Origin of the sequence: Nocardia uniformis NBRC 13702, assembly GCF_001613345.1 — a bacterium.
Lineage (GTDB): Bacteria > Actinomycetota > Actinomycetes > Mycobacteriales > Mycobacteriaceae > Nocardia > Nocardia uniformis.
The window spans coordinates 24,487-40,635 of record NZ_BDCE01000056.1; the positions used below are offsets into that span (position 1 = coordinate 24,487).

Annotated in this window: 17 protein-coding genes; 4 read left to right on the forward strand and 13 right to left on the reverse strand. The window is 65.7% G+C overall.

Going from position 1 to position 16,149, the window contains the following annotated elements:
- Positions 1-200: 200 nt before the first annotated feature.
- A complete protein-coding gene (locus NU1_RS19255) occupies positions 201-623 on the forward strand; it encodes a hypothetical protein (protein WP_067523179.1) in 423 nt (140 codons plus the stop codon).
- Positions 624-1,171: 548 nt separating this feature from the next.
- Here the strand turns inward: NU1_RS19255 and NU1_RS19260 are convergent.
- The 13 genes from NU1_RS19260 to NU1_RS19320 form a co-directional block, all read right to left on the reverse strand.
- On the reverse strand, positions 1,172-2,050 hold the full coding sequence (locus NU1_RS19260; protein ID WP_067523180.1) for an SDR family NAD(P)-dependent oxidoreductase: 879 nt from the start codon (positions 2,048-2,050) through the stop codon (positions 1,172-1,174).
- A gap of 17 nt (positions 2,051-2,067) precedes the next feature.
- On the reverse strand, positions 2,068-2,655 hold the full coding sequence (locus NU1_RS19265; protein ID WP_067523181.1) for a hypothetical protein: 588 nt from the start codon (positions 2,653-2,655) through the stop codon (positions 2,068-2,070).
- Positions 2,656-2,743: 88 nt separating this feature from the next.
- A complete protein-coding gene (locus NU1_RS19270; RefSeq protein ID WP_067523182.1) occupies positions 2,744-3,358 on the reverse strand; it encodes a hypothetical protein in 615 nt (204 codons plus the stop codon).
- Positions 3,359-3,371: 13 nt separating this feature from the next.
- On the reverse strand, positions 3,372-4,004 hold the full coding sequence (locus NU1_RS19275; RefSeq protein ID WP_067523183.1) for a hypothetical protein: 633 nt from the start codon (positions 4,002-4,004) through the stop codon (positions 3,372-3,374).
- Between the two features lie 11 nt (positions 4,005-4,015).
- Positions 4,016-4,969 carry an MlaD family protein gene (locus NU1_RS19280; RefSeq protein WP_067523184.1) on the reverse strand — a complete coding sequence of 318 codons (954 nt, stop codon included), beginning with the start codon at positions 4,967-4,969 and terminating at the stop codon, positions 4,016-4,018.
- Positions 4,966-6,108: an MlaD family protein gene (locus tag NU1_RS19285; protein ID WP_169815099.1), complete on the reverse strand. Its 1,143-nt coding sequence runs from the start codon at positions 6,106-6,108 to the stop codon at positions 4,966-4,968. The genes NU1_RS19280 and NU1_RS19285 overlap by 4 nt, the downstream gene beginning before the upstream one ends.
- Positions 6,105-7,280, reverse strand: a complete 1,176-nt coding sequence (locus NU1_RS19290) for an MlaD family protein (protein ID WP_067523186.1) — start codon at positions 7,278-7,280, stop codon at positions 6,105-6,107. Before NU1_RS19290 ends, NU1_RS19285 begins: the two co-directional genes overlap by 4 nt.
- A complete protein-coding gene (locus NU1_RS19295; protein WP_067523187.1) occupies positions 7,281-8,294 on the reverse strand; it encodes an MlaD family protein in 1,014 nt (337 codons plus the stop codon). It lies immediately after the preceding gene.
- Between the two features lie 8 nt (positions 8,295-8,302).
- The gene (locus tag NU1_RS19300) at positions 8,303-9,307 is read right to left on the reverse strand and encodes an MlaD family protein (RefSeq protein WP_067523188.1); all 1,005 of its coding nucleotides are present in this window, start codon (positions 9,305-9,307) and stop codon (positions 8,303-8,305) included.
- Positions 9,304-10,449: an MlaD family protein gene (locus tag NU1_RS19305; RefSeq protein WP_084521591.1), complete on the reverse strand. Its 1,146-nt coding sequence runs from the start codon at positions 10,447-10,449 to the stop codon at positions 9,304-9,306. The genes NU1_RS19300 and NU1_RS19305 overlap by 4 nt, the downstream gene beginning before the upstream one ends.
- Positions 10,450-10,452: 3 nt before the next feature.
- A complete protein-coding gene (locus tag NU1_RS19310; protein ID WP_067523190.1) occupies positions 10,453-11,301 on the reverse strand; it encodes an ABC transporter permease in 849 nt (282 codons plus the stop codon).
- Positions 11,302-12,105: an MlaE family ABC transporter permease gene (locus tag NU1_RS19315; protein ID WP_245720203.1), complete on the reverse strand. Its 804-nt coding sequence runs from the start codon at positions 12,103-12,105 to the stop codon at positions 11,302-11,304. It lies immediately after the preceding gene.
- A 160-nt stretch (positions 12,106-12,265) separates the two neighbouring features.
- A complete protein-coding gene (locus NU1_RS19320; protein WP_157552546.1) occupies positions 12,266-12,844 on the reverse strand; it encodes a hypothetical protein in 579 nt (192 codons plus the stop codon).
- 137 nt (positions 12,845-12,981) lie between these two features.
- On the opposite strand from NU1_RS19320, the gene NU1_RS19325 reads away from it, so the two are divergent.
- Genes NU1_RS19325 through NU1_RS19335 form a run of 3 tightly spaced genes read left to right on the forward strand, consistent with a single transcriptional unit; the run spans position 12,982 to position 16,116 of the window.
- Positions 12,982-13,509, forward strand: a complete 528-nt coding sequence (locus tag NU1_RS19325; RefSeq protein ID WP_067523193.1) for an MTB12 C-terminal domain-containing protein — start codon at positions 12,982-12,984, stop codon at positions 13,507-13,509.
- A gap of 22 nt (positions 13,510-13,531) precedes the next feature.
- Positions 13,532-15,727, forward strand: a complete 2,196-nt coding sequence (locus tag NU1_RS19330) for an MMPL family transporter (RefSeq protein WP_067523194.1) — start codon at positions 13,532-13,534, stop codon at positions 15,725-15,727.
- Positions 15,724-16,116 (forward strand): hypothetical protein, encoded by a 393-nt coding sequence (locus NU1_RS19335; protein ID WP_067523195.1) that lies wholly within the window; start codon positions 15,724-15,726, stop codon positions 16,114-16,116. The genes NU1_RS19330 and NU1_RS19335 overlap by 4 nt, the downstream gene beginning before the upstream one ends.
- The last annotated feature ends 33 nt before the right edge of the window (positions 16,117-16,149 follow it).

Genomic DNA, 16,149 nt, shown 5'->3' on the forward strand with positions numbered 1-16,149 from the left:
GGTTGAAGTTGTGCGGATCGCGAAGCACTGAACCCCGGCCGGGGAAGACGAGCCGAACCTTGTCCTCCACCTCGGCTACGCTGCCATCCACCTCGCGTAGGGCCTTCACTTCACACATACCGCCGTACTTCGGGTCGTCTTGCAACCGCTTCAGCATCTGGGTCGTGAACCCGGGCAGCGAGACAACTCGGTGACTGAATATGTTCGTCGAGTCGTCCCGTATCCGCTTCCCAGACACGAAGATTGCCGAGGGCAGGACGTTGCTTGACGGCCTCCTTCTTGGCGCGCTTGTCGGCGCTGGCGTCGATCTCCCCCTGGTATCGGTCATACGACTGCTGACCGATTCCGTCATCGCGCTTCACTTCGTCGAGCCACATATCCATCAGGAGCGTGAGGCGGGTATCGCGGGTGACTTTGCCGCGGGTGCGGCCCTTGTACTGCTTCTGACGAGCCGTGAGCTTCTTCCGCAACTCGCCTTCGCCGTCGCCCGCGCCTACGCCGGGCACGCCGGAGGGAAATCCGAAGGCTCGACCGTCATCTACACCCGGGCCAGCCTCGAGGAAGTCGCGTTGGCACTGGCCCCCTTGACCGGCCAGCCCCATCCACTCGCCGCAGCGACCTGAAGGAGCCGGAGGGAGACAGCAATATGACCATTGAAACGGTATGTCCTACAACACACTCCGGCAGTGAAGGCGCGCTGGCCCTATTTTCCGAAGGTTTCAACCCGTTGGAGGAGGTGCCCGACGATGTCATGCTCCAGACAGCTCTCGAAGGCTGCTCCACCAAGAAAAGATCGGTGGCGGTGGTGGTCGGTGCGGCAACGCTGGCATGTTTTCTCGCCGGGCAGGCGGGCCGCGCGCCCGCACCCAGGGAAGTGCGCCATGCACGCGTCGCACCGAACTCGCTGGTGTGTCAGATGCGGTCGCGACCCTGCGGGTTGACCGCAGTCGTGACATTCCAGGGCGGGCGGGTCCAGGTCGGTACCAGCGGCTCTGAGAGCAGTGATCAGCTTGGCCACCCGCGATGGGCGGGCGACTCGTCATCGCTTCCGGCCGCGACCTGACCAGCCTGTCCGACCGCCTCGACTTCTTCTTGGCGTTGCGCTGCCTGCAAGAGGATTTCGCCTGACTCCGGGCAGGGTCGCGCCGATCGCTGCGACCAGGGCCGACTTTCAGGCAGTCAGGCGGTCTGCCAGTTTCGCGATCAGGGGGCGGGCCGCGCGGACGCCGCGGGAGGCGACGCCGCCGATCCGCGCCGGGGCGGTGGGCGCCAGCCGGCTCAGCCACCACACCTGGCGGCCGTACCAGGGTTCGATGACGTAGGCGCGGTTGCGTTCGGCGGCACGAAGTACCTTGCGGCCATGCACTTCTGGGCTCATCAGGATAAAGTTCGGGATATAGCGGGCGTAATGGCCGAAGCGTTCGTAGAGCGAACCCACGAAGTCGCCTTCGGGCACTCCGCCCAGGCCGCCGTTGACGTGGGTGAGCAGGTTGGTGTTGATGGCGATGGGGCACACACAGGCCACGCGCACGCCGTGTGCGCCGGCTTCGCCGCGCAGCGCCATGGTCAGGCCGACGACGGCGTGCTTGGCCATGTTGTATGGTGCCATGAAGGCGAACGGGGTCAGTCCGGCCATGGACGCGGTGTTCACGATCGAGCCGAAACCCTGCTCCACCATGACCTTGTAGGCGGCGTCGACACCGTTGACGACGCCCATCACCATGACCTCGCAGGCGATCCGCCAGTGCTCGAGGGTGATCTCCTCGACCGGGCCGCCGACGAACACGCCCGCGTTGTTGAACATCATGTCGAGGCGGCCGTGTTCGGCCTTCACCCGGTGCACGGCGGCGGCGACGGCCTGGGCGTCGGTGACGTCCAGGTACAGCGCTTCCGCACGGCCGGAGCCGACCCGATTCAGCTCCTCGGCAACGGCTTTCGCGCCCGCCTCGTCGACGTCGGTGACCAGGACGTAGTAGCCCTCCTCCGCCAAAGCCACCGCATAGCCTCGGCCTATTCCGGACGCCGCGCCCGTCACGATCGCTGTTCTCACCGCAGTACCTCTTCCTGTCAACGACCGGGCGCAGGGCTCGGTTGTGGTTGTGTCGCGGGCAGTCCGGGCAGCCCCGAATCTGGCACGCCCGCAGCGGATTTGCCCGCGATGTCCTGGTAGCCGAAGACCTTCCAGGTGCCGTTGACCTGTATCAGGTCGATGTATTCGGTGACCGAGCCGGAAGTTGGTTCGGTTTGGCCAGGTGCGCGCCCGGTCAGGCGCAGCACGGCGAGCAGCCGGATCAGTTTGTCGTTCTGACTGACCACCGCGACCTCCTCCACGGCGCCGGTCATGCTGGCGTCGGCTTCGGTGAGCAGGCTCAAGACCGCCTTGGTCTGCTGCACCCGATCCCGCAGCGTGTCAGTGGTGGCGGCGGACATCGCGGCATGCCATTTCGACATGCCCTTGTCGCCGGCCGCGTCCACCGTGTAGGCGGCGATGAGGAAGTCCGACCCCGCCCGCAGCGCGGCCGCGCGGTCGGCGGCCTGGGCACTGTATTCCGCTGCCGCACGATCTGTATCGGCGCGGTCACCCGCGAATTTCCAGGCCAGACCAGCCAGTACTACCGAGACAACCGCGGTGCACGCCACCGCGCCATAGAGCATCGATCGATGGAGGTGAATCCTGTTCCCGCGCAAGCGTAGCCACCGCGACGGAGTCCGTTTCCCATGTGTGGTCATCTGTTTCGGCCTCTCAGTGGCTCGGCGCGCCGGCGGGCCCGTAGCTCTGGACCTTCCAGCGGCCGTCGATCTGACGCAGTTCGATCAGGGCGGCGCTGCTGCTGGTGCCGGGTTGAGCGTCGGGGTCGGTGCGGCCGGTGGATTCGATCACGGCGATCAGCGTCACCGCCGGACCGGTCTGCTGCCGCACTCCGATCGAGGTGACCTTGCTGCTCATCTCGACGTTCGCGCCGACCAGCTTTTCCAGCACCCCGCGCCATTGCACCAGCTGCGGGTGCATCGCGTCGGTGGTAGCGCCGACCACCATGGCGTCCCAGCGGTCCAGGCTGCCCTTGTCGACGGTGAACATCGTTGTCAGGAAGTCGCTACCGGCCTTGGTGGCGGCCTCCCGATCGGCCTGCGCGGCGCGCTCGGAGTCGGCCGCGGCGGCAGCGGAATGCTTCGTGATCGCGAAATAGGCGCACGCCGAGCCGGTTCCGGCGAGACAGAGCACCAGCGCGAGCGCCACCGCGAGCGCCTGCCGTTTGCCCAGCACCAACAGGCGCGGGCGGCGGCGCGCCACGGGTTTCGCCGAAGTCTGGGCGACATCCTCGCTCGCCGAGACCGATTCTTTTTCCAGTACTTGCATTCTCAACGCCTCCTCAGCGTGGCTGTGCCGGGGCCGTAGTGGTGTCCGGCCCGGGCGGCTGGACAGCCGCCACCCCGCCGCGCAGTGCTTGATCGCCGCGTCCGGAATCGACGGCTTTCCAGGTGCCGTCCGCCGCGGCCAGTTCGACCCACACCGCGGAGGTGGTCACCACCGGGTCGGGTGTCTGGAAGTTCTGTGTGCTCTCGTCGATGTGGGCAACCACCCGAATCCCCGCGTCGGCCTGCACGGCGCAGGCGGCATCGGCCACCGTGCTGGTCTTGCGCAGCTTGCCCGCTTTGATCAGCTCGGTATTGTCCTGCTGCACTTTCGGATTGGCGAAATAATCATGGATCGGGCCGGTGCTCTGCGCAGCCATCAACTGCGTCCACTCCTCCGGCTTGCGGTAGTCGAAGTTGTTGGCCGCCATCAGGAAACTCGTGCCCGCCTGGATGGCGGCGGTGCAGTCGGCTGCCTTGCGCCGATAGTCGGCCAGCGAACCGGCCAGGTCCGCATTGCGATCGGACAGGTCCCAGCCGCGGTAGCCGAGCGCGCCCAGCACCGTGACCGCGAGCAGCAACAGCGCTCCGACCCCGAGCAGTGGGATCCGGATCCCCTTGTCGTTCCAATCTTTCCAGCGTGATTTCATGCGTGTACCTCCTACCGCGGCAGATCTACGAGAAGCCGGAATCCGCCGCCGTCCGGGAACGCCGCGAGCAATGCGTCCATCCCCCGGCCGGGGTCGACGTCCAGGGCGTCGAGCGGGTCCAGCAGGTAGGGCCGCAGGATTTCGAGTGCCGGCCCGCCCTTTCCGACCAGCACCGTCAGATACTTCATGAGCCGCTGGGCCAGCGGAATGAACGGGATGATCTCGCGTCCGCCGCTGGTCTCGGTGATGCTGATGAGCTGGTCGAGCAACGCGGGCAGTTCGGGGGCCATCGTCCGGGCCAGGCGTTCACCGCTGGCCCGCAGCAATTCCAGCTGCTCGCCCGAGGATTCGGAAGCGGCGCTGGCCAGGAAGCTCACCATGCGCTGGATCAGTTCCCGGTTCTGGCGCAGCGTGGTGGAGAACATCGCGCCCGACCGCACCAGTTTCTCGATACTGGGGCCGACGCCTTCGATCGCCACGTCGGCGCCCTGCAGGATCATGTTGATCTTGTCCGGGTTGATCTGCGCGAGTACGCCCTGCACACCGCCGAGCGCTCGGGTGATGGTGAGCGGCGGCAGCACCTGATCGGAGGGGATCATCGAACCATCCGAGAAATACGGTCCCGCAGTGGTTCTCGGCGCGAAGTTGATGTACTGCTCGCCGACCGCGGACAGGTTCGCCACACTCACCGTCGAATCCACCGGGATCCGATAGCTCGCCTGCACCGCGAGTTTCGCGGTGACACCGTGCTCGGATTTCCGCAGCCACGACACGGTGCCGATCTGCAAACCGTTCAGGGTCACCGGCGAGGTATCCATGAGCCCACCGGAATGCGGTAGCAGCACCGACATTTCAATGGTCTTGGTGCCCGGCTTGTAGTCGAACACACTGTAGGTCAGATAGAGGCTGGCTCCCACGGCCATCAGCACCATCGCCATCCCGGAGATCATCACCTTGCGAATCATCGGACCAACCCCACCAGTGCGAGGACCGGGCGCACCCGATCGCGGAAGGCCCGCTCGTTGGCCGCGATGATGCGCGCGTCGGCTTCCGGATCACCGGTAAGCACCGCGGCGGGCGTCTGCGGCACGACGTCGGTGATCTCGATCCGCCCGCGGGCCGAGAGGAACGGGACGATCTTGTTCCCGAGCAGCGCGGCGGTCGAATCCAGCGTGCGCGGCAGCTGAGTGGGCGACGCGATCAGCGCCTGCGCCAACGGCGTCCACACGTCCAGGAACCGGTGCGCGGACTCGACCCGCGGCCCGGCCTGCGGGTTGGCCGGGTCGACCAGATGGTCGTAGGCCAGGCCCGCCGCTCGGCGAATCGCATCGATGAAGTAGACGAAATCCGGTAGCACGCGCTGGACTACACCCAGCAGCACGGGCACGTCGTCGAACAGGAACCGCCACACGTCCTCGGCCTGCCCGATGGTGTCGATCACGGCGGTCGCGTTGTCGAGGATGACGCTGAGTTGCGCGGTGGTTTCCCCGATGCGGTTCACCGCGAGCACGGTCTTGGACATGAAGTCCCGGAAGTCCTCGGAATCGGCGGGGAAGGCCTGGTTGACACTGGTCACGAAGCTGGTCGCGAACGGGATACTGCCGCCGGTGACCCAGCTGACGACCGCGGTCATGTACTCCTCGACATTGATGGCCTGCTTGGTCTGGGTGACCGGAATGACACCGCCCTGCGACAGCACTCGTCCCGAATTCCGCTGCGGAATAGTCAGTTTCACGAAGGCATCACCGAACAGCGTGGCCTGCGCCATCTCCACCGTGGTCTCGGCGGGCAGCCGCACGTCGCGGTCGATCGCGAGGACGGCGGTGGGCTGATAGTAGGGCTGGCGGTCGGCGGGCAGTTCCGGCACGTGCGCGTCCGGCACGGGCCGCACGCTCACCGATTCGACGACGCCGACCTGCGCGCCGTTGAGTTCCACCCGGGTCTTCAACGGCAGCGTCAGCACATTGCCGAACTCCACCCGCACCTGATAGGTGGGCTTGCCATACTGGGTGCCGGGCAGCGGCAGGTCCAAAGGCCGCACCGCACAACTGGATACGGTGGCAACGGTCAATAGGCCCAGCAGCGTAGCGCGCATCTTTCTCATCGCTGTCCCCCTGCCGCGGCCATCATCAGTTGCACCACACCCAAATCCACGGTCTCGCCGGGCGCGAACTCCCGATTGCACGGCGGATACCAGGGTTTGGCCATTCCGCAGATCTGCTGCGCCAGACCGGGATCGATGCGGAGGCTCGGCGGCACGTACTGCAACTTGCCCGCGCCGAGGTTCTGGTCGAACATCCGCAGCGCCCCCTGCAAGGCGGGTGGCACGTCCTTCATGAAATCGACGATTCCCTGTGTGTTGTCGAGGATTTGGAAGATCACCGGGGCCGCGCCGTCGGCCACGGCCAGCAGGACCCGGCCCCATTTGTAGACGATCAGGTTCGCTATCGGCGGCACCCACACCGCGATATCCCGGATGATGGCCACCAGGTCGGGCAGGATCCGGCTGGCGATGTTCGCGGCATCGGTGGCCGCTCCCAGCAAGAAGTCGGCGTCGCCGCCACTGGTGTCCAGGTTCTCGCTGATCTTGCGGAACTCCTTGAGAACCGCGCCCAGCAGATAGTTCGCACCCGCCGCCGAGTCGCCGAGAATATCAGAGACATTCTTGATCGCGCCGTTCAACGGCACCGCGCTGTCGGAGACCTGCTGCGCGATTCTGGCCAGCGAATCACCGAGCACCGCCGGCGGCGGATCCTGCAATGCCGCGTTCGGATCCTTGCCGGTGATGTCCTCGGACAGCTGCGCGATCGCGCGCATCGCTTCGGTGAACCCGACCGGAGTCTTGGTGCGTTCCACCGGAATACAGTGCCGGTAGTCGAAGGTGCCGCCCGCGGTATAGGCCGGGCCGAGTTCCACCCGGCGGTCGGTGACGATCGAGTTCGCGATGGTGACCGCGCCGAGCTCCTGGGGCAACCGCACCTTGCGGTCGACCGTCATCCGGACGGTGACACCGTCGACCTTCGGGGTGATCTCGACGATATTGCCCACCTGGATGCCGAGCACCGTCACCTTGTTGCCCTCGTAAAGACCTACGGCGTCCCGGAATTCGGCGCATATCGACAGCGGCGCGGCGGTGCTGTCGTAGTACTGCTTGCCGGTGTATCCGACAATCGAGGCCATCACGAGCGCGATCGCGAGGACCACCCCGGACAGCTTGCCCTTGCGGGTGGTGGGAATGTATCTCCCCGCGCCCCTCAGCATTTCACGCAACATCATTCAGCACCCAGGCCTTCCGCGCGGACACAGCGGCGTGTCGGTGACGGTCGCGCCGGAGTGGTCGACCCGGACATAGGGGTTGTCGGTATTGCGGCCGAACCACTCGAGCAGCGGCACCAGGTTCTGGTTCAGCCCCGCGATCACGTCCTTGTTGCGCAACAGTTCGGCGACCCCCTTGTCGATGCTGTCGTAGAGCGGTTCCAGCGCGGGCCCGAGCTGGTGGTCAGCGGCCCAGAACAACGGTGTGATGTAGTCGAAGACGCGCCGGATCTGGGCAGCCAGGTTGATCAGTCCCTCCCGGTTGGCCGCGATCACCCGATACAGGTCGAGCACGTGCTCGCCCGCGAGCTGGAGACGGTCGAGCTTGTTCATCGTCACCTCGAGGTATTCCTTGGCGACATCGAGGGTGCGCGCGAATTCGTCGCGGCGTTGCGCCACGATCGCCGACAAACTGTTGACGCTGTTGAGGATCTGGTTCAACGCCGTCGGTTGCGTCTCGAACGCGCCGGCCAGTTTCGCGATGGTCTCGCGCAGTTTGCTCGCGTCCAGGGCGGCCAGCGAAGGCGCGGCCTGCTCCATCGCCGCCGACAGGTCATACGGCGTCTTGGTGTGTTCACGCGGGATGATCTTCCCGGCGGCACTGCCCGCACCGGCCGGTTCCACCGCCAGATAGCGGCCGCCGATCGGAGTGAGCAGTTTGATCCGCACCCGGGTGTCGAGCCCGACCCCCACCGCGCTGTCGAGCCCGAAGGCGATCTCGGCGTGGTCACCGACCAGGGTCACCTCACGCACTTTGCCGAGCGAGATACCCGCCACCCGGACGTCGTCGCCGACGCGCAGATCGCCGGAGTTGGCGAAGTCGGCCCGATACACCGTCTCTCCGAACGGGATCACGAACGCTCCGACCGCGGCCACCAGCGCGGCGACGGTGACCAGGATGGCGGCGACACCGATCCGGAACTCGAACCGGCGCTGGTCATCCGAGGCCCGGACAGCCAAGCGCGGCAAGGTCATTCGCAGTCTCATCGGCAGGCCTCCATCCGCTCGCTGCCCAGCAGGATCGTGCTCGGAATCGGCAGCCCGCCCAGGCAACTCCACTTCTCCCCCGCTTTGGGTTCCAGGGTCAGCGAGTTGAGGGACTGCACGGCCAGTGGCGCGGCGGCCAGGGTTTGCCGGATGAACTGGACCATCTCCGGTCCGAGCACCATCTCGTAGAGCCGTTGCATGCCGCCGAAGTTGTCGTAGTAGAGGCCCACGGCCTTGTCCACCAAGGGCATTGCGGTGTTCAGCCCGGGAATCGCCCGGTCCACCAGGTCTTTGAGCATGTCGAATTGGCTGTAGACGTAGTCGACGATGCCGAGCACCTGGTCGATCATCTGGTCGATCTTCGGCGACTGCCCTTCGAACCGGTGCATCATCGCGGCCAGGTTGTCCGCGAGCAGCACTACCAGGGGTTCCTGGCTCGAGGCGACGCCGATGATCCGGTTCAGGTCATCCATCAGCGGGCCCAGGCCGCGCCCGTCACCGGAGACCACCAGCAGCAGGTTCTCCAGGAATTTGTCCACCGAACCCGAGGACAGGGTCTCGAAGATGGGCCGGACCGCGTCGAACAGTTCGGAGATGTCGAAGGATCCGTGGGTGCGTTCGATCGGCAGCCGCGCCCCTGGCGGCAATACCTGTCCCGGCGCGACGGTCTGCTGTATTGCCAGATAGCGGTCGCCGATCATGGATTGGAACAGCACGGCGAGTTCGGTGTTGTCGTAGATCTGCTGGCCTTCGGCGACGGTGAATTCCACATACGCCACCGCGCCGTCGAGCTGGATCGAGATGACCTTGCCGACCTGCACGCCCGCCATCCGGACATCCGAACCCTTCTGCAGGCCGGCGACATCGGAGATGTGCGCCGAGTAGGTGCGTACCGGCACGGTGATCGGGGTCTGCAACGCCGTCCACAGCACCGCGCCCATCAGCGTGATGATCAGGCCGACGATGGCGAGGCGAATCATCGCGGCGCGTACCGAGGTCATCGGGGACCTCCCGGCAGGTTTCCGAACAGCCCCGGCGGGATCGGTAGACCCGGGATCTCGGGCAGACCGGGACCGGGACCGGGGGCGGTCGCCGGCGGAGCCGCCGCGACAGCGGGGTCACCAGCGAGATACGGCATTTGAGCAAGAAGCAATTGCACCTGAAGCGAAACCGTCCCATCGGGGTTGGCGCGGAAGGACTGATCGATCCGGTCGAGCAGCATCGGAATACGGTGGTAGAAACTGGTGATCCCGCCCGCAGCCTTGCCGATCGGGCCCACCAGACTCAGGACCGCATCCACGACCGTGACGAACTCACGCTGCGGGAAGATATTGATCAGATCGCCGATCACCTTCCCGACGAAGGTTGCGATGGCCTCGACGTCCTCGGAATGCGTTGTCAGATAATTGATTCGGGCCGACTGTGCCCGGAAGGTCTGGAGCACGTCGTGGGAGAGCCGCACCAGGTCACCGCTGGCCGCGGCCCCCTCCCTGATCACCGGCCGCGGATCGATCCCGACCAGGATCTCATCGCCGTCGCCCACCTTCATCCGCCCGAGTTCGATGGCGGTGGCGATCATCCTGCCGATACCCTCGGAGCTGCCCTCGAACGACAGCACCGCGCCGATCCGCCCGGCCGGGCCGGTGTCGATCTTGCCGAGTTGCTCACCGACAGCCCGGATTACGGAGGTGACGGTGACCGTCTGACTGTCCTTGGGCAGCTGGATCGTGGCGCCATCGCGCAGCGGGGTGCCGCGCGGCTCGGTATAGAACAGTTCCAGGGCGGTCATGCCGAGGGTGTTGGAGGACGCGAACCGCGCACGCACGTTGTCGGCCAAGAATCGCGCGTCCTCCGGCTCGATCGCGATTCGCACGAATTGCTCGTCCACGCCCCGGCTTTCGACCAGCGCCACCTGGCCGATCCGCAGCCCGTCCATCTTGACGTCCGCGCCCTCGAAGATGCCCTCACCGACCTGTTCGGTCTCGATGTTCACCGTGAACTTCGGGGCGAATCCGCCCTTGACGAAGGCCGTGAACACCAGCGAAATCACCAGCAGCACCGCACCACCGGCGATCCCGGTGAGCAGCAACTGCAACGGGTTCGGGCCCCGCCCGTCCATAGCCTGATATCTGCCGATTCCCATGCGCTAACCCGTAATTCGCAGATCGGTGACGAGCACGCCCCACAGGGCGGTGGTCAGTGTCAGATCCAGCACGATGATCAGGACCAGGCTGGCGCGAATCGCGCGACCGGAGGCCACGCCGACCCCTTCGGGTCCGCCGGAGGCGTAGAACCCGAAGTAGGAGTGCACCAGGATCACCACGACGACGAACACGATCGCCTTGAACAGCGACAGCCCGATGTCCTTGGGTTGCAGGAAGGCCTGGAAGTAGTGGTCGTAGGTACCACCTGCCTGCCCGTGCACCACCTTGATGAAGAAGGCCGTCGCGAAGTAGCTGCACGCGAGCGAGGCCAGGTAGACCGGGATCACGATCAGCACGCCGGCGATCACTCGGGTGGTCACCACGAACGGAATCGGTTCCACCGCAGTGGCTTCCAGCGCGTCGATCTCCTCGGAGATCCGCATCGCGCCGATCTCCGCGGTGATCCGGCACCCAGCTTGCGCGGCGAAGGCGATCGCCGCGATCAACGGGGCCAGCTCCCGGGTGTTGGCGAAGGAGGAGATGAATCCGGTGAGCGGACCCATGCTCAGCATGTCCAGGATCCGGAACGCCTCGATTCCGATGATGGCTCCGGTCATCAAACCCATGAACACCACCACCCCGACCGTGCCGCCGCCGACGATGATCCGGCCGTTTCCCCAGCCGATATCCATGAAAACGACACCGATCTGGCGCCGGTACCGGGTCAGCGTGCGCGGCACCGCGCGCAACACGTGATACGCGAACGCGACCTGATGCCCGAGCGCCACCAGCGGTACCACGGTAGCCGCGGCCCGGTGACCCAAAGCCCGGTATCTGGACTGGACAACCATCTAAAACCCCATGCTTTCCGGAAACCAGATCGAGAGCAGTTGCGTGATCAGCACATTGGCGGCGAAGGTGCTCATCACTCCGATGACAACGGTGGCGTTCACACAGTCCGCCACGCCCTTGGGACCTCCCGCGGCCTCGAAGCCGCGCTGACTGGCCACCAGCACCACGAGCAGTCCGAAGATGACCGTCTTACCCATCGCGACGATCAGATCGTTGGTACTGGCAAAGGCCGCGAAGGAATTGAAGAACGCGCCGGGCACGCCGCCCTGGACCAGCGTCATCGTGTAGATGGTTGACATGCCGACGAACACGATCAGCACACACAGCAGCGGCCCGACCAGGAACATCGCCGCCAGCCGCGGCGCGACCAGGCGATGATTCGGGTTGATGCCCAGGGTCCGGATGGCGTCGATCTCTTCGCGGATCTTGCGGGCGCCGAGATCGGCGGCGATGGCCGCGCCGACCGCGCCGCCGAGCAGGATGCCGCCCACCATGGGTGCGCCCTGCCGGATGACGCCGAGCCCGCCCGCCGCGCCGGCTTGTGAGGTGGCGCCGACCTGTCCGGCGATCGAGCCGACCTGGATCTGCACGATGGCGCCGAAGGGGACGGCGATCAAGATGGCGGGCCAACCGGACACGCTCATCATGAACCAGGCCTGGGTCATGGCCTCGCGCCACGGATGGTTCAGCTTGACGATGTCGCGGATCAACCCGTACATCGAGTCGACCGTCAGCAGCATCAAGCGGCCGAAAGTGCCGACCGATTGCAGCAATGTGCGCCAAGCCCACACGACCAGCACCACGATCGGCCGTACGAGAATAGGGACCGGACGGTCTCGAATCACCGTCGCGTTCATCGCATCTCGCTCTCACCGAAAAAGAAGACACAGTCGGAATCAACTGTCTGGGACAGATTAGACTGGCAAATCGGTGCCGTCCAGGTTTTCCGCGAACCGTCCACGATCATGATCGCCACCACTCCAGCACCGACTGGGTCACGCGCGTACCGTCCGCCTGCGTGATGGCCAGCTCGGTGCGCGAAAGCTCGATCGACACTCCGCCGCCGGAGCCGGACCACCGCTCCCCACTGCCGGACACCGGGGTCCGGATCGGCGTCGCCACATCGAGCCGGTAGGCCTTGAAGTAGGAGCCGCACACCACGAACAGAGTCTCAACGGTGCTGCCCACGACCGTCGCATGCCGCCACTCATCGCAGCGCGCGGACACCGAATCTCCGCCGAACCAGCCATAATTCGTGGCCGAATGGTTCGGGAAGTCAGGCAGCTCACTGGGCACGGGGGCGGTGTAGGCCAACTCGTCGGGCACCTGCGACGGGATCGTCTCCCGCAGCCCGGGAGGCTTAGTGGTGGTCGTCGGCCCGGTCGTCACCGGGGGCGGCGTAGTGGCCACCGGCGGGGCCTGTGCGACGACGACGATCGGCGGCGGCGCTCCCGGATGGGTGCGGAACCAGATCGCCGCTCCCCCGCCGCCGCCGACCAGCGCCGCCGCCATCAGCAACGCGCCGCCGTATGCAGACGCCACTCCCCGGACGTTCCGCCACCCATCCATCACCCCTCCTGGCCAATATCCAGCCTGCCCGACTGAGACAGTTGGTAGCATACTGTGATCAAGACCTCGGAAGTACCCAAATTGCGATCGCAGTCATAGTGGAGTGAAGAATGAAGCCCCAGATAAATACCGGTTTTCTGCTGGCAACCACGGCGGCCGCACTGTCTATGACACTTACGGCATGCGGCTCCGACAATGTACGGAGCAGCGAAATCACCATCAGCGCGGCGCCGACCACGACGGCCGCCAGCACCGGTGCGGCGGGCGCGCTGCCCACGCCACTCACCACCGAGCAACTCGACACGATGCTGCAGGACCTGTTCGGACAGGGCAGGCAGGTCTCCGACGATCAGCGCCTCGCCGTCGTCCAGAACGGCGAGAAGTTCCGCAGCGACCTGACCGAGCTGCGAAAGGCCATGTCGGAGAACCCGAATGCGAAGTTCGGCGTGGTCGCGGGTTCGGTGGTGCTCAATGGCGAGATTCTCGAGGCCGAGTTCTGGCTGGACAAGGACGGCAACGGCAACCAGCGTTCGGCGCCGCTGAACCTGGTTCCGGCACAGGGCGAATGGAAGATCCCCGCCGAGGAGATCTGCGGCATCCTCGCCCAGACCGACTACAAGTCACCGGCCTGCAGGTAGATCCGAAGAGGGAGATCAACTCGTGTTTGTCTGGCTGGGCCGCTGGATCCACCACGCCCGCTTCACCGTCATCGCCGGATTCGTCCTGGCCATCGGACTTTCCGGGCTCTTCGGCCTGGGCTATCAGGATCGGCTCTCCGCGCAGGGCTACTTCGACGATACGAGCGAGTCGGTACTGGGCACGAAGCTGGCCGACGCCACCTTCGGCCGCGACTTCGACGGTGATGTGATCGCGCTCTTCAGCACCCCGCCCGGGCGGTCGATCACCGATCCGGAGATCGAAGCGGCGGGCAAAGCGCTGACCCAGCGGTTGCTCACCGAATTCCGCACCGAGATCAAGGATGTCACCGGGTACTGGAACGGCAGCCTGGTCAAGAACCGGTTCGTCGACGACAGCAAGACTCATGCCTTCATGAGCATCGGGCTGCAGGGTACCGGCGACACCGACAGCGTCGAGTTCTACCACCGGATCCGGGACCAACTGACCATTCCCGGCGTGGACGTGCAGGTGGCCGGCCGGGTGGCGGTGGCTGACGCGGTCGGCCTCACCCTGCAGCACGATATCGAGCGCATGCACCTGATCGCGCTGCCGCTGGTCGCGATTGTGCTGTTCTTCGTCTTCGGCGGGGTCGTCGCCGCGGCGCTGCCGCTGATCATCGGCGGGCTCACCATCGCGGGTTCCTGGGGCGTGATGCGGCTGCTCACCGAAATCATGCAGGTGAATCAGTTCGCGGATGCGGTGATTCAGCTCATCGGCCTGGGCCTGGCGATCGACTACGGCCTGTTCATGGTGAGCCGGTTCCGGGAGGAGATCGCCGAGGGCCGCACCGTCGAGGACGCGGTGCGTACGGCGGTGGCCACGGCGGGGCGGACCATCACGTTCTCCGCGACCATCATTGTGGTGTGCGTGGCGGGTGTGCTGATCTTCCCGATGAATTTCCTACGTTCGGTGGCGCTGGGCGCTTTGGCGGCGGTGATACTCGCCGCGGTGCTGTCGATCACCGTACTGCCCGCCCTGCTGTGCGTGCTGGGGCGCCGGGTGGACGCGTTCGGCCTGAAACGGTTCTCGCGCACCACATCCGCCGCGCAGATCGACGCGTCGTTCTGGTCGCGGCTGGCGACCTGGTCGATGCGGCGGCCCGCACTGGTCGCCTACCCGATCATCGCGGTCCTCTTGCTGTTGATCGTCCCGTTCTTCGGGGTCGAATTCACCGGCATCACCGAGAAGTATCTGCCGCCCGGCAACGAGACCCGTTCGGCACAACAGGATTTCGACACCATCTTTCCGACCGAGCGCACCAATCCGATCAAGCTCGTGATCACCGGAGCGGACCGGCAGATCACCGGTCAGATCGTGGCCGCGGCGGACCGGACGCCCGGGCTGACCGGGCAGTTCCAGAAGCCGATATCAGCCGGGATCGCGGCCGAGGGCGCCAATGTCCGGGTCTACCAGGCCGGTCTGGTCGATCCGTCGGTCACCGATGACGTGATCGCCCGGCTGCGTTCGATCACGCCGCCGGCGGGCACCACGATCTATGTCACCGGTATGCCCGCTCTGGAGCGTGACAGCATTCACGGCATCACCGATCGGCTGCCGGTGCTGCTGGCAATTCTGGTGATCGCGTCGTTCGTGATGATGTTCCTGGCGTTCGGCTCGTTCGTGCTGCCGATCAAGGCGACGGTGGTCAGCGGGCTCAGTCTGACCGCGGCACTGGGCTTTCTGGCCTATGTCTTCTACGACGGACACGGGGCGGGCCTGCTGGACTTCACGCCACAGCCACTGAGCTTCCCGGTGCTGGTGATCATGATCGCGATCATCTTCGGCTTGTCCACCGACTACGAGATCTTCCTGATGTCGCGCATGGCCGAGGCGCGGAATCGGGGCGCGCCCACCCCGGAGGCGATCCGCTACGGCACCGCGCACACCGGCGGCATCATCACCGCCGCGGCCCTGGTGCTGATCGTGGTGACCGGCGCGTTCGGGCTCTCGGATCTGGTGCTGATGAAGTACATCGCCTACGGCATGATCGTCGCGCTGGTGCTCGACGCCACCATCATCCGGATGCTGCTGGTGCCGGCGATCATGCGGATTCTGGGCGATGCCTGCTGGTGGGCGCCACGGTGGGCCATGCGGCTGCACCAGCGAATCGGGCTGGCCGAGTTCGAAACTCGGCCAGAACCGGCCGAACCCACTGTTACCGAGGAGGTTTCACTATGAAGGTTTTCGCGGCCACCCTCCTGGCCCTGGGTTTGGCCGCCGCACCTGCGGCGGCGCAACCGAACGTCCCGTTCATGATCGACTGTTCGGCCAGCCACACCGACGACTCCCGGCTCCTGCTGAGCTGCGCCAACCCGGGCTCGCTGCCGGGCACCGTCGATCTGATGTACGTGTGCAGTACACCCTTGGATTTCAACCGGCAGATCATCTTCAACGAACCCGGTCATTTCGTAGCGCCCAAGTCCACGCTGCGACTGACCCGCGATTGCGGACCCGAGCAGGTGATCATCACCTATCAGGCCTGGCCGCTCACCCAGGATCAGCAGGACGACGAACAGACCCGTCTGGACCGGATCCGCGCCGAACGCGACGAGCTCGCCGGACGCTGAAGGAGAAAGGGGCTGCGGCATTGTGCCGCAGCC

Excerpts from the sequence above, each read along its gene's own strand:
- NU1_RS19295 (WP_067523187.1), bottom strand. The coding sequence starts at position 8,294 with ATGACCTTGCCGCGCTTGGCTGTCCGGGCCTCGGATGACCAGCGCCGG.
- NU1_RS19265 (WP_067523181.1), bottom strand. The coding sequence starts at position 2,655 with ATGCTCTATGGCGCGGTGGCGTGCACCGCGGTTGTCTCGGTAGTACTG.
- NU1_RS19270 (WP_067523182.1), bottom strand. The coding sequence starts at position 3,358 with ATGCAAGTACTGGAAAAAGAATCGGTCTCGGCGAGCGAGGATGTCGCC.
- NU1_RS19305 (WP_084521591.1), bottom strand. The coding sequence starts at position 10,449 with ATGGGAATCGGCAGATATCAGGCTATGGACGGGCGGGGCCCGAACCCG.
- NU1_RS19290 (WP_067523186.1), bottom strand. The coding sequence starts at position 7,280 with ATGATGTTGCGTGAAATGCTGAGGGGCGCGGGGAGATACATTCCCACC.
- NU1_RS19300 (WP_067523188.1), bottom strand. The coding sequence starts at position 9,307 with ATGACCTCGGTACGCGCCGCGATGATTCGCCTCGCCATCGTCGGCCTG.
- NU1_RS19255 (WP_067523179.1), top strand. The coding sequence starts at position 201 with ATGTTCGTCGAGTCGTCCCGTATCCGCTTCCCAGACACGAAGATTGCC.
- NU1_RS19275 (WP_067523183.1), bottom strand. The coding sequence starts at position 4,004 with ATGAAATCACGCTGGAAAGATTGGAACGACAAGGGGATCCGGATCCCA.
- NU1_RS19335 (WP_067523195.1), top strand. The coding sequence starts at position 15,724 with ATGAAGGTTTTCGCGGCCACCCTCCTGGCCCTGGGTTTGGCCGCCGCA.
- NU1_RS19325 (WP_067523193.1), top strand. The coding sequence starts at position 12,982 with ATGAAGCCCCAGATAAATACCGGTTTTCTGCTGGCAACCACGGCGGCC.
- NU1_RS19280 (WP_067523184.1), bottom strand. The coding sequence starts at position 4,969 with ATGATTCGCAAGGTGATGATCTCCGGGATGGCGATGGTGCTGATGGCC.
- NU1_RS19310 (WP_067523190.1), bottom strand. The coding sequence starts at position 11,301 with ATGGTTGTCCAGTCCAGATACCGGGCTTTGGGTCACCGGGCCGCGGCT.
- NU1_RS19285 (WP_169815099.1), bottom strand. The coding sequence starts at position 6,108 with ATGAGAAAGATGCGCGCTACGCTGCTGGGCCTATTGACCGTTGCCACC.